The sequence below is a fragment of the Pseudomonas sp. RA_35y_Pfl2_P32 genome (genome assembly GCF_963970735.1).
GTDB lineage: Bacteria > Pseudomonadota > Gammaproteobacteria > Pseudomonadales > Pseudomonadaceae > Aquipseudomonas.
Map to the genome: position 1 here is coordinate 1 of NZ_CAXAQF010000043.1, position 13,356 is coordinate 13,356.

Here is a 13,356-nt window from a genome sequence, read left to right on the forward strand (position 1 = left end):
AGGCCGGCACCACCAGCGTTCCGTACGAGCTGGCTGCGCAAGGTGATGACGTCTACAAAGACGGTCAAGTTGTGGAAGTCGGCATCGACAACGCCACCGTTGACGGCAAGTCCTTCGAGAACCTGGTGCTCGGCGACAAAGCTCAGGTCACCATCGGCGACACTATCTCCGAAGTGGTTGCCACCCTGTCTGTGGATAAAACCACCGTCACCGAAGGCGGCCAGGTCACTTACACCGTGACCCTGACCAACACTGCTGGCTTGCCGATGAGCAGCCACGGCCCACTGGTCTTCACCCTGTCCGATGGCACCAAGGTCACCGTTCCTGCGAACGGGACTTCGGCCAGCACGACTATCACCGCCAAGGACGACATCTTCACTGGCGGCCAGGCTCCGATCGTCAACAAGCTGGTTTCGGTCACCGGTGACGAGAACTTCGAAAAACTGACGCTCACAGACACCACGCTGACCACCACCGTGACGGATGAACCCAGTGGCCAGGGCGACCCGACCACCGTGGGTATCAGTGGTGTGACATCGGTCATTGAAGGCCAGTCGGCGCATTACACGCTGAACCTGAGCAACACCGCTCAGACCGATGTGACGGTGACCCTGAAGTACACCGGTACTGCGATCAACGGCGTGGATTTCACCGGTGTCGTGACGGTCACGATTCCAGCCAACAGCAACAATGTCGGGTTCGATATCAGCACCCGTGATGACAAGCTGGTCGAAGGTGCCGAGAACTTCGTGATCACCATCGACAAGGCTACCGGTGGTTCCTTCGAAAACCTGGGGATCGATCCGAACAAGTCCAGCGTGAACACCACCATCGTCGACAACGACCATGCACCTGTGACTGTCGGCGGGGCCGTTACCGGTCTTGAAGACACGACCATGACCCTGACCTGGGACAACTTCAAGGTCACCGATGTCGATAACGACAGCCCATTGGGTATCACCATCACCCAGGTATCGGGCGCTGGCGACCTGTTGTTCAACGGTGTCAAGGTCACGGTTGGCCAAACCATCAGCCAGGCGGATATCGCCCTGGGCAAACTGACGTTTGTGCCCGCACGCAACGAGTCGGGTGCCGACGGTTATGGCGGCACCGGGGTGGGCAACAAGGCCGCGGATTACGCGCAGATCACGTTCAAGCCTACTGACGGCTTCAACCTGGGCAATGAAGCGACCTTGAAGGTCGATATCACCCCGCAGGCCGATGCGCCAACACTGAGCATCGCTGGCAACAATGTGAACTCGACCGGCTTGATCAAGGAGATCTGGACCGGCCTGACTGCGCTGAACACCGGCTTCAACGGTACTGGCAGCGGTGCGCCAACCAACACCCTGAAATCGGTGATCGACGCGGCCGGCAAGCCAAACACCAGCACCACCGTCAGCGACGTGCAGGAAGGCAGTGTGACCGCTGGGGTTGCCTCGAAAACCTCCGGCCTGATTTACCTCGAAGCCGGCAAGGTCTACACGTTCAGCGGTACAGGCGATGACAGCCTGCTGGTGAGCATCGGTGGCCAGAACGTGGCCAGTGCCCTGTGGGGCAATGGCGGCGCACTCAACGGTAGCTTCACGCCGACCACCAGCGGTTACTACACCCTGGACATCTACCACCATAACCAGAGCGGCCCGGGCAGCTACGACGTCAACCTCAAGGTAGACAACGGCCCGGTGGTCAACCTGAACAATGCCGGCGTGCCGATCTATACCGGTGTCAACGACCTGATCAATGCCGGTGTCACGGTTTCCGACCTGCATGGCAGCAACGGTGAAGGCTACTACGACGGCTACAAACTCAACACCGGCCCAGAGGGCGGCACCGTCAAGCTGTCGGCCATCACCACCGGACTGACCGACACGGACGGCTCTGAAAGCCTGAGCGTGAAGATCGGCGGGATTCCGGCGGGCTCCGTGCTCAGCGATGGCGCCGGTCATACCTTCACGGCCACCGCCACCAATGGCGAGGCGAATGTCACCGGCTGGAACCTCGGCACGCTGACCATCACCCCGCCACCGTACTACAACACCTCGTTCAACCTGACGGTGACGTCGACGTCCACCGAGCAGTTGGGTGGCTCTGCGCCAAGTACCGCGCAGATCCCGGTGACCCTGTACCCGGCGACGTACAACCCGATGATGGGCACGACCAAGGATGACAACATCCTGGGGACCGACAGCAATGACATCGTCATTGCTGATATCGGTGGCCTGAACGTGGTCCAGGGCAAGAACTACAACATCGCGTTCATGGTCGACACCTCCGGCAGTATGGACACCTCGATCAAGGCAGCGAAGGAGTCGCTGGCCCTGATGTTCAACACCCTCAAGCAGAGCCTGGGTGCGAATACCTCGGGGACGGTCAACATCTTCCTGACGACGTTCGACAGCACCGTGAGCCAGACGCTGTCGGTCAACCTCAATGACCAGGGCGCGCTGGAGCAACTGCAGGGTATGGTCAGGTCGATGCAGTCGGGCGGCGGCACCAACTACGAGGACGTGTTCAAGACCACGGCTAACTGGTTCCAGAGCGATCAGGCCAAGAACAATGCAGGTGCCACCAACCTGACGTACTTCATCACCGACGGTCAGCCTAACTACTACCAGAGTGGCGAGCAGACCAACCCGGTGGTGGCGGACTTCTACTACAGCAACAGCCAAAACGACGGCAAGCTGGACGACTACCTGAACGTCAACAACTACAAACTGGGCGATACCGCGTATATCACCCTGGGTGGCGTGAGCCGTCAGTTGATCAACAGCAACGGCCAGGTCGCCCTATGGAAGGAATACGAACCGGGCAAGTGGTACAAGGCGAACACCCTCGGCACGATCCGTGCGCAGGGCGACGGGACTTATGAGATCTCCTACACCGACGACAGGAATGGCACGACCAGCAACTCCAACAGCAGCTTCCTGTTGCTCAGTGGCCTGTCGCAGGTCGAGGCGATCGGCCTGAACAAGACCATCAAGCCGGCCGACCTGATTCCGTACGACACCGATGACAAGCCGCAAACCAACATCGATCCGAAGGACCTGGCCAATGCCATCCTCGGCCATTCCGAGGCGACCCTGCCGGGTGCCGACACGGTCAATGGCGGTGATGGCAACGACATCATCTTCGGCGACCTGGTGAGCTTCAATGGCATTGCCGGCGAGGGTTACCAGGCCATGCAGGCCTACGTTGGCCAGCAAACCGGGATGGAAGTGACGAAGGTCACTGCCAGCAATGTGCACCAGTACGTCACCGAGCACTACAACGCGTTCGATGTGTCCGGGGCGCGGGATGGTATCGACAACCTGCTGGGCGGTGCCGGCAACGACATCATCTTCGGCCAAGGCGGCGACGATGTGCTCGACGGCGGCAAGGGCAATGACATCCTGCTGGGTGGTACCGGCAAGGACACGCTGCTCGGCGGTGAAGGCAACGACATCCTGTTGGGCGGTTCGGGCAATGACATCCTGACCGGCGGCTCGGGTGCCGACACCTTCGTCTGGAGGTCCGGTGATACCGGCAATGACGTGATCAAGGACTTCAAGGCCAGCGAAGGTGACCGCATCGATCTGCGCGACCTGTTGCAGGGCGAGAGCGCCAGCACCATCGACAACTTCCTGAAAATCACCACGGTTGAAGGGGTATCGACGTTGCAGGTCAGTTCCGAAGGCAAGCTCAATGCCGCAGGCGGCATCGCCAACGCCGACGTGACGATCAAACTGGAAGGCAACAACTGGTCCGGTCAGAGCGTCAACTCGCTGGTGGTCGGCCTCGACCCAACCATCAAGATCGACCACAACAACAGTTGACCGGGTACCTGCCGACCGCTCACGCGGGAGGTCGGCAGGCGTGTTCGAATGACCGCCGGGGTGACGACTTGAGCGTTGCCCCGCATACTCACCTGCGTTGGCCTATGCTGCTGACAGCACGACGCTGGTTCATTCATGAGGGATTGTCGATGTTCTACGTGCAACGTGATGCACAGGGCCTGCTGGTGCGCGTAGAGGCTGCGCCCTACGCCGAGGCAACGGAAACGCTGCCCGCCGACCACCACGAGATCCAGGCCTGGTACGCCAACGAGGTGATGGAAACCAGCCTTAAACAGCTTAAACAGAGTGACCTGGAGATGATCCGGGTACTCGACGACCTGATTCAGGTGCTGACCAGCAAAGGGGTGATTCGTGTCACCGACCTGCCGCCGGCCGCACAAGCCAAGCTGATGGACCGAACCCAGGCGCGTGAAGCGCTGGGGGGATTGAGCCATCTGATCAACGAAGATGAAAGCGGGTTGATCTGAGCCCTTAAGCGAACCCGGTCGACGGGTACGCTCGCACGCCTTGTTACTGCCAGGGTTTCGGTTCGCCGAACAACTGGCCCTGCACCCCGTACAGGCCCATTTCGCGAATCACCCGTAGCTCCCCTTCGGTCTCCACCCGCTCGGCAATCAGCGGCAGGTCGATGCTGTGGGCGGCGCGCTGGATGGCTTCGATGAACAGGCGCTTGTCACTTTCCTGGTCGATGGCGCGGATGTAGCTACCATCGATTTTCAGGTAGGCCAGGCCCAGGCGCGACAGGTTGCCGATCATGCTGAACCGTCCGCCGAAGCGCTGCAGGCTGAGGGAGAACCCCAGCTCGCGCAGGCGTTGGGTCAGTTGTTCGAGCACGGCCTGGTCAGGCAGTTGCTCCTCACCGATTTCCAGGGTCAGGCGCGAACCCAGGTCCGAATGCTGGCGCAGGATCTCGAAGACCTTGTTCAGCGCCTGCGGATCCGCCAGGGTCGCGGCGGACAGATTGAGCGCCAGCGATTGCTCGTGGCCGGCCATCTGCGTCAACACACCCTCGAGCATCAGGCGGTCGAGCCGCGCCATCCAGCCAAACCGCTCCAGCCACGGCAGGAAGCGCCCGGCGGGAATGGTCTGGCCCTGCTCGTCGAGCAGGCGCGAAAGGACTTTGTAATGCAGCACCAGGTCGGTGTCCTGGCTGGCCACGACGGGCTGGAAGTACAGCTGGAAGCGTTGTTGCTCGAGCGCCTGATCCAGCAGCCGGTGCCAGGCATGGTGGTCGTCGCCGACCGTCGCGGCCACGCTGTGCTCCAGGCACGCCCAGTTCGAGTCGCCCTCGCCTTCCGCTTGCAGCAGTGCCTGGTCGGCCAGGCTCAATACCGCCTGTGGCGTATCGCCGTGGGCAAACGGCGCCAGGCCGATCGACGCCACCGTTGGCACGTCAGTCGCCCCGGTGGCGTGCAGGCTGGCCAGCGCACTGTCCAGGCTCTGCGCCAGTTGCTGCGCTTCTTCGCGGACCAGGCCCGGCGCCAGCACGGCAAATTCGCCGCCACGGATACGGGTGACCAGGTTCTGGGTTTCCGGATAACGGGCACATTCACGCGATAACTGTTGGCCGACAGCCTGCAGCAACTGGTCGGTACGCTGCCCGCCCAGGCGCTGGTTGAGGCCCGCCAGGTCCTTGACCCGCAACAGCAACAGATAACCGGAGCTCGCCTGTTCGGTATTGCTCACCCGGGCATTCAACTGCATCTCGAAATAGCGTCGGTTGGCCAGGCCCGTGAGGGTGTCCTGATAGGATTGCGCACGCAGTTTTTCACTGCGCTCGGCTTGCTCCTGGAACAGCGCCTTGAGCTTTTCGACCATCTGGTTCATCGCTTGCACCACACGCCGCAACTCAGGTGTGCGCGGCAGCTGCGGCAAGCTGAGGAACTCGCGCCGGGCAATGGCATGGGACTGCTTGACCATGTAGTCCAGGGGCTTGAGTTGGCGGCGCAGCAACAACGCCCCCAGCACCGCGCTGACCGCGCCACACACCAGCAACCAGCCAAGGCTGCCCAGGGCGCTCTGCCAGAGCCGGGCAACGGCGAACATGGGATGGCTGATCACCTCGACCCTGGCCGCCTGCTCCCAGCCGCGGCTGACCAGCGCATCGCCACCGGCCGGCTCCAGGCCGATCAGGTTGACGAACCACTGTGGCACCTTGCTGACATCGGGGGTGCCGTTGCGCTCGACGAGGGCGGTGTCGGTCTTGAGGTCCACCACACGAATGCTCGCGTAATAACCGCTGTCGAAAATCGAGCTGACCATCAGCTCGACCATCGCCGGGTCGTCGATGTTCGGTGTCAGCGACAACGCCAGCGCCGTGGCCGCGTCCTGGGCGTGGGAACGCAGTTGATTGACGTACTGGGTCCGCGAACTTTCCAGGCTGACCATGAAGCTACCGGTGAAGGCGACTACCAGGAACAGGCAGATAGCAAGCAACAACTGTTTGAACAATGACATCTGAGCGCGCGCTCCTAGTGGGTCGTCTCGGCCGGAAATCCTTCGGCCTGCATTTTTTTCAACACGTCCTGCCAACGGGACAGGCGCTTGGTATCGCCGATTTTCTGGTTACCCTTGGCGCCTGGCAGCCACAAGCCCTGGGCATTGAAGGAGTAGACCGGCAACAGGTCGGTACGCTGGCTGGCGGGCGCAATTGCGTCGACCAGGCTGTCGAGCACCAGTGGCATTGCGTCCGGGCTTGCATAGTAGGTCAAGACCATGTGCGCGCGGTTCTGGCGCAGGGCCTTGACGTAGGTGATACGCAACTTGTCGCTGGAGACTCCGAGATGGCGCAGGCTGAAGTATTTGGCGATCGCATAGTCTTCGCAATCTCCGGCGCCCTTCCACAAGCCTTCGACCGGTGTTTCCCAATAGTCGACCTGACGCCACAGGTCGATGTCTTCCACGTAACGCATCTGCCTGTTGAAGAACAGGTTGACCGCTTTGAGCTGATCGAGCTCCGAAACTTGCTGCTGTGTGGCCAGCAGGTGCTGCCAGGCATCGATCCGCAGCTTGCCCTCGCCCAATGGCCCGTACAAGGCCTCGGCCCGCCGACTGATCAGCGAGAAGTCCCAATCGGCCTGCAGGGCACCGAGCATGACGCTGCCGACCAGCAGCGCCGAGCACAGCCAACGCCAGGTCAAAGTGAGTGCGCAACGTGCCAGCAATGCGTTGATTCCGGGAGGGCGGTGGGAAATCGATTGATGGTGCAGCCTGGATCGACAAAAGACAATGGCACGATGCAATCACTGGGTGCAGGCTAAACTTGAGGGACCGACGAGGATGAGAGCGCCGCGCTTGTCATCCCGTCGTCCGGCACCCGTGCCTGTGGCATAAAACGCTCGAAAAAGGCATTGTCTTGCCCGTTTGACAAGCGGGCACCCAGTCACTAGTGTGCATTGGATCCAATATTTACTTCTACTGTCGGAGGGCATTGTCGTGGCACAGAAGCCCAACCCACTCAGCACCATTACCGTCAGCGGCCCCATCCCCGCTCACCTGGCACGCGCGGTGATCGAAGAAACCCTGCGCTCGGCCATTCTCGACGGGCGCCTGCCCTGCGGTACCGCCCTGCGCCAGCAAGACCTGGCCGACCTGTTCGGCGTCAGCCGCATGCCGGTGCGCGAAGCGCTGCGCCAGCTCGAAGCGCAATCGCTGTTGCATGTCGTCGCCCACAAAGGCGCGGTCGTGGCACCCCTGATCGAAGGTGATGCAGCCGAGACCTATGCGCTGCGCATCCTGCTGGAATGCGAGGCCCTGCGCCTGTCGATTCCGCTGCTCGATGAAGCGGATTTCGCCGAGGCAGCGGCCCACATCGACCACCTGGAAACCGAAACCGATTACGCCGAAATCGGCCGGCTCAATCGCCTGTTCCATATGGCCCTGTACCGCAAGGCGCCCAACCGCCGGTTGCTGACGCTGATTGAAAATGGTCTGTGGGAAGAAGAGCGTTTCCTGCGTTTCAACCTGGGCTTCATGGGGCTCGGCAAGCTCACCCAGGAGGATCATCGTGAGCTGCTGCGCATCGCCCAAGCCCGCGACGCGGCGCTGGGCGTGGCTAAGCTGACCCACCACCTCAATCGTGCGGTGGACGTCATCACCCGCTACCTGAACAGCGTTGACGCCCAGGGTAAAGCCTCCGCGAATTGACACTCGCGGGTGCGTCAGCAAAAAAAAACGCGATGACCCCAGAGAGGGCTCATCGCGTTTTTTCGTCCAGTGCAGCGCTTCAGATCTTGAAGCTGTCCACCAGTTGCTTCAGGCGGTTGGCCTGCAGCGACAGGGCATCGCAATCCTTCAAGGTTTCATTGAGGTTGGCCACGCCCTGCTGGTTCAGCAGGTTGATCTGGTTGATGTCGACGTTGAGGGTCTCCACCACGGCGGTCTGTTCTTCCGTCGCGGCCGCCACCGACTGGTTCATGCCGTCGATCTCGGTGATGCGCTGGGTCACGCTGACCAAACGCGCACCCGCCTGATTCGCCACTTCGACACTCTCTTCGCTGGAGAGTTGGCTGGCGTTCATGGTCGATACCGCCTCACGCGAGCCGACTTGCAGCGAGGTGATCATCTTGTGGATCTCCTCGGCCGACTCCTGGGTGCGGTGAGCCAGGTTGCGCACTTCGTCTGCCACCACGGCAAACCCGCGCCCGGCTTCACCGGCACGCGCCGCTTCGATCGCGGCGTTGAGCGCCAGCAGGTTGGTCTGCTGCGAGATGCCTTTGATCACATCGAGGATGTGCCCGATGTTGTCGGTGCTGGCGTTGAGGGTTTCGATCTGGGTGCAGGACAGGCTGATTTTCTGCGACAGCTCGGTCATCGCCAGAATGGTCTGCTCTACCACTTGGCGCCCGTCATCGGCCTGCTCGCTGGCGCCGCTGGCGTGTTGCGAAGCGTCCGCCGCGTTGCGCGCGATTTCCTGGGTGGCAGCGCCCAGTTCATTGATGGCCGCGGCGACGCTGTTGGTCCGTGCGCTTTGCTCATCGGAACCGATGATCGAGGCATTGGAGGAGGCCATCACCCGTTGCGACAAGTCGTGCACCTGGCGGGTGGCCGACGAGACTTCGCTGATGGAGGCATGAATCCGCTCCACGAACTGGTTGAAGGCCCCACCCAGCTCACCGAATTCGTCCTTGCTTTCCACGGCCAGGCGACGGGTCAGGTCGCCCTCGCCCTGGGCGATGTCCTGCATGGCGCGCCCCATGGTGGTCAGTGGGCGCATCAGCACTTGAATCAACAGGCTCAGCAGCACGGCAATCGCGGTCACGGCGACGAACATGGCGATCAAGGCCGAGGTGCGGAACTTGCCCAGGGCGGCGTAGGCCTTGTCCCGGTCGATCGACAGGCCGATGTACCACTGCGCATTCGGCAGACCGTTGACCGGAGTAAAGGACAGGATGCGTTCCTGCTGGTTGAGCAGCACTTCCTGGTTGCCCGCACCGACGCGCACGTTGGCGCCTGGGTAGATGTCCTTGAGGTTTTTCATCACCTGGTCTTTGTCCGGGCTGACAATCACCTGGCCGTCGGCGCTGACCAGGAAGGCATGGCCGATACCGCCGAAGTCCACCGAATTGATGATGTTGACCAGGGTCGCCAGGCTCAAGTCGCCGCCCACCACACCCAGCAGTTCGCCGTGCTTCTTGACCGGCATGGCGATGGTCACCACCAGCCCGCCGACTGCGGCCATGTAGGGCGGGGTCAGCATGGTTTTGTCGGCCGCGACCGCCTGCTTGTACCAGGGGCGCTGGCGCGGGTCGTAACCCTCGGGCATTTTCGCGTCAGGACGCTGGGTAAACACTCCGTTTGCCTGGCCAACGTAGGTGAACTGGAAGTTCGAGGTGAAGGCCGGCTGGTCGACCAGGCCCGGGAAGTCGGCGTTGGCGCCCTGGTGCGCGACGTTCTGCGCCAGGTTTTCCAGGACCAGGATCCGCCCACTGAGCCAGTTCTGCACGCTGCTGGCCGTCAGGGCCCCCGCTTGCTGGACCGAGGTGTCGAGGTTTTGCTGGATGGTGTTGCGCTGCAGGTAGTCGTTATACAAAGTGAACAAGGCGAACGCCAGGACCACGACGCCCGAAGCGGCCAACAGGATTTTATGGCTGAACTTGAGATTCATGTCAGGGGACTTCTCATGCAAAAGAGTAGGGATGCGTTCCGGGTGCAACATTCCATGTAACGCCATAGGCCGCTCTGTGGCCGCTCTACTTTGGTGCGCGCATGTCTCCCCCAGTCTTTCGGCACCAAGCCGGGAAAACTTAGGGTTTTGTGCAGAACCCGGGACAATCTTTAAGAAAACCCACCGAATGGCGGACTAACGCGCTTGCATTGAGGTTTATCGAGGACGGTGAGTAACCTACGCGCCCACGTCGAACTCCACCTCCAGGTGGTCAAGCAGTCCATCCGTTGGCTGCTGCGATTGCACAATAACGCCATCCCCCCAAGCTCCAGGCTCAATGTGAGCGGTGGCGCGCGGCACCCCCGGAACACAGCGCCAGGCCTTGAAGCTGCTTTCTGGCGAGCGCCACGGTTTTCAGTTGCCAGACGGCACTTGCTTTCGCCTGCACACCGACAGCGCCGCCACCTTGGAGGTCACCGCCTGGCAACGCCTGATCAAGCTGGCACGTGGCGAAATCACAGTGACCTGCGGCAGCAGTCTGACGCCGCCCCCGAGCCAGCCGTTGCGTCCTGCGGCCGCAAGCTGAAGGTGAAGCACTGAATCTGCCAACCACCGACATCAAGGGGGTTGCCGTGGGCAATGCGCTGGGCAGCATGGAAGGCTACAACGCCACCCACCGCCAGGTCGCCACCAAGACCCGTTCCGCCTTGCTGGAAACCTCGCAAAGCGTCTCCCTGGCCCTGTGTTATACCCCGGGCGTACTGGCTAACCCCTATGGAACCACTCATCAGGCCATGCGTGGTTTCAACGATGGCTCGGTAGACAACATCGACCTCGACGGTTTGAAGTGCGCGGGGGACCGCGGCACCTACAGCTGCATGCGGATCGACCCGTACGTCCTGAAGCGCGTGGACATCCTCAAGGGGCCCTCCCTCCTTGGCGCTCTATGGTCGCGGTTCGCCCGGCGGCCTAGTGGTACTCACCCGCAAGAAGCCGCTGTATGAGGCCTATCATCAGGTTCAAGCCACTGTCGGCACGTAGGGCCCAAGGTATGGGTTTTGACTTCAGCGGCCCTGTAGACGACGACAAGCGCATTGCCTGTCGTCTGACAGACCTTGCCGACAAATCCGACACGCAGTTCGTTCACAACAAGGAAAAGCGCTTCGCCCTGGCGCCACCCCCTGAGCATCGACTTTACCGACGACACCTCGCTGACCCTGCAAGCCTACCTGCAGCACGACCCCGATGGCGCTATCACAGCGGCATGCCAGCCAACGGCGCGCCGCATGTCGCAGCCCCGGTGAGCCACCCGTTCCAGTTGCGGGGCATTCCGCCAAAGCCAGCGCCTGATTTCAGCGGCTGGATTTGTTGCCTCTGCAGGACGTTACTGTGTCCTGCAGAGCCTTTGGTTACCCCTGAATCGAGTAGGGAGGCGGACTCACATCCGCCGTCCTCTCACACCACCGTACGTACGGCTCCGTATACGGCGGTTCAGATTATGCGATTAAGCCGGCTTATCGTGTCCAGTATCGAGACCAATCCGAGTCCATCCCAGATCTTCTTTGGCAGCGCCTGATTCATATGCGCTGCCCCCGAATTCCACCAAGGGCCTCGGCCATTAAACGCTGAGTGGTAGGCGCGCTGTTCGTCGATCCCCAAGCGCATCAGGTTGCGCGCCCTCGCTGAGGGCCGTTTCCATTGCCGCCACAGAGCACAACGAAGTTTGTGACGCACCCATCCATCAAGTCTCTCTAGAACACGCTTGCCCTGAGTGAGCTTGAAGTAGCCAGCCCAACCTCGCAGCACAGGGTTTATTCGCTCAATGGTATAAACCAGTTTTCGCCCTCGTGCTCCGCGTAGATGCTCCCCGAGCCGGTCGCGCAAGCGACGCAGGCTCATCGTTGCCACTCGTAACCTTGGCTGTTGATGCCAGCTCATCCCATAGCCCAAGTAATCACACATCCACGACCCGGCTACTCGGCTCTTTTCCCGGTTCAGCGTTAGTTTCAGGCGCTGACTCAGGAAACGCTCAACGCTGGCCATCACTCGTTCACCTGCGCGACGACTGCGCACATAAATGTTCGCATCGTCGGCATAGCGTACGAAGCGATGACCCCGCCGTTCCAATTCACGATCAAGTTCATTGAGCAGGATATTCGACAGCAACGGCGAGAGCGGGCCGCCTTGCGGCGTGAACTGTTGCAGCAAAGCCTGTTGGATCAGGCGATCCACGACGCTGGGAATGCCCAGCTGCCGGGTTCCGCCTTTGGGTTTGGGGATGTCGACGGCGCGTACACCTTGCGGGTGGTATTCGCCGGCCAGCAACCGAGCCTTAAGGATCGGCCAGTACTGTTTCACATAGTCCGCCAACTGGTCGACCGTCATGCCATCGGCGCCCGGCGCGCCCTTGTTGCTGACTACGCGTTGACACGCACGTCTGAGGTTGGCGGGTGCAAGCACTCGCGCCATCAGCGTGTCCGGCGCAGCTCTCGTCCACGTCACAGACGCCGCTGATACCTGTGCGCTGTCAGCCGTCATTCTCGGATTCTGTCCGGAACTTGGAGTAACAGTCTTCTCTGAAAGAAATTTCTGCATTTCGGTATCCAGCGAGACTCTGACGCCTACCGGCGGCATAACCTGTTCGGCCCTTGGTGGCGTGGTTATCCGCCACTTACTACGGCTTCGGCTGACTTCTGCACGTTCATCCCGTCGCCTCTCGACGCCCGGTAGCACAGTGGTAAACGTGCAGATCTCCCAGGGTAATTCGCGCGACCTTCCTGCTTATGCCTGTCGGATTTACGTCGTAGCGCTCCGTGCAAGTATTGGGCTTTAGTGAGCATTGCCACCTCACCCCGCTACGCCGCCTGATCCGCTTCCTGTTCGTCAGGCCAGCATTTTGCCTCGGGCTTCCTTCAGATTCGCGGTCACCCGCGACACCCTTGCCTCTGGCTAACACTTTCCCTTGCCGGGTGTGTAGAGGACTTTCACCTCCAAGTCACCAGCGAGGGCCACCACAGCCAAGCTGGTTGCGCTTGCGCGCAACGCGCCATGCCTGGCGCACAACGACAAAACCCCTGTCTGCAATGCAGACAGGGGTTTCGGAATTCAATCTTGACGATGACCTACTCTCACATGGGGAAACCCCACACTACCATCGGCGATGCATCGTTTCACTGCTGAGTTCGGGATGGGATCAGGTGGTTCCAATGCTCTATGGTCGTCAAGAAATTCTGTATATCGGACCGTTACGCTAGCAACGTGCCGATGAAATTCATGGACTTCTACATAAAACAAAACCCCTACCTGCATACGCAGATAGGGGTTTCGGAATTTAATCTTGACGATGACCTACTCTCACATGGGGAAACCCCACACTACCATCGGCGATGCATCGTTTCACTGCTGAGTTCGGGA

General features: G+C 60.9%; 7 protein-coding genes, 2 rRNA genes and 3 pseudogenes. 5 read left to right on the forward strand and 7 right to left on the reverse strand.

What is annotated here, in order from left to right; all coding sequences use genetic code 11:
- Both AACY45_RS26715 and AACY45_RS26720 read left to right on the forward strand, forming a co-directional pair.
- On the forward strand, positions 1–3,815 hold a 3,815-nt coding region (locus tag AACY45_RS26715), incomplete at its 5' end, for an immunoglobulin-like domain-containing protein (protein WP_339548426.1).
- 149 nt (positions 3,816–3,964) lie between these two features.
- Positions 3,965–4,303, forward strand: a complete 339-nt coding sequence (locus AACY45_RS26720; protein WP_339548435.1) for a tryptophan synthase subunit beta — start codon at positions 3,965–3,967, stop codon at positions 4,301–4,303.
- A gap of 43 nt (positions 4,304–4,346) precedes the next feature.
- Here the strand turns inward: AACY45_RS26720 and lapD are convergent, their stop codons facing one another.
- Entirely contained in the window at positions 4,347–6,293 is a 1,947-nt protein-coding gene (lapD, locus tag AACY45_RS26725; protein WP_339548427.1) for a cyclic di-GMP receptor LapD, read from the reverse strand.
- 14 nt (positions 6,294–6,307) lie between these two features.
- Positions 6,308–7,000 carry a cysteine protease LapG gene (gene lapG / locus AACY45_RS26730; protein ID WP_339548428.1) on the reverse strand — a complete coding sequence of 231 codons (693 nt, stop codon included), beginning with the start codon at positions 6,998–7,000 and terminating at the stop codon, positions 6,308–6,310.
- Between the two features lie 271 nt (positions 7,001–7,271).
- Between lapG and AACY45_RS26735 the strand changes: the two genes are divergently transcribed.
- A complete protein-coding gene (locus tag AACY45_RS26735; RefSeq protein ID WP_339548430.1) occupies positions 7,272–7,982 on the forward strand; it encodes a GntR family transcriptional regulator in 711 nt (236 codons plus the stop codon).
- A gap of 79 nt (positions 7,983–8,061) precedes the next feature.
- On the opposite strand, the gene AACY45_RS29380 is transcribed toward AACY45_RS26735, so the two are convergent.
- Positions 8,062–8,847 carry a methyl-accepting chemotaxis protein gene (locus AACY45_RS29380; protein ID WP_371927929.1) on the reverse strand — a complete coding sequence of 262 codons (786 nt, stop codon included), beginning with the start codon at positions 8,845–8,847 and terminating at the stop codon, positions 8,062–8,064.
- Between the two features lie 69 nt (positions 8,848–8,916).
- Positions 8,917–10,008 (reverse strand): annotated as a pseudogene (locus tag AACY45_RS29385) (HAMP domain-containing protein); the annotation flags it as partial.
- Positions 10,009–10,170: 162 nt separating this feature from the next.
- Here AACY45_RS29385 and AACY45_RS26745 point away from each other — a divergent pair.
- Positions 10,171–10,480, forward strand: a pseudogene (locus tag AACY45_RS26745) (DUF4880 domain-containing protein); the annotation flags it as partial.
- Positions 10,481–10,508: 28 nt separating this feature from the next.
- Positions 10,509–11,230, forward strand: a pseudogene (locus tag AACY45_RS26750) (TonB-dependent siderophore receptor); the annotation flags it as partial.
- A 203-nt stretch (positions 11,231–11,433) separates the two neighbouring features.
- On the opposite strand, the gene AACY45_RS26755 reads toward AACY45_RS26750, so the two are convergent.
- The 3 genes from AACY45_RS26755 to rrf (AACY45_RS29390) all read right to left on the reverse strand — a co-directional run.
- Positions 11,434–12,576 carry a group II intron maturase-specific domain-containing protein gene (locus tag AACY45_RS26755; protein ID WP_339548433.1) on the reverse strand — a complete coding sequence of 381 codons (1,143 nt, stop codon included), beginning with the start codon at positions 12,574–12,576 and terminating at the stop codon, positions 11,434–11,436.
- A 475-nt stretch (positions 12,577–13,051) separates the two neighbouring features.
- A 5S ribosomal RNA gene (gene rrf, locus AACY45_RS26760) occupies positions 13,052–13,167 on the reverse strand.
- Between the two features lie 110 nt (positions 13,168–13,277).
- Positions 13,278–13,356: ribosomal RNA gene (rrf, locus tag AACY45_RS29390) — 5S ribosomal RNA — on the reverse strand; the annotation flags it as partial.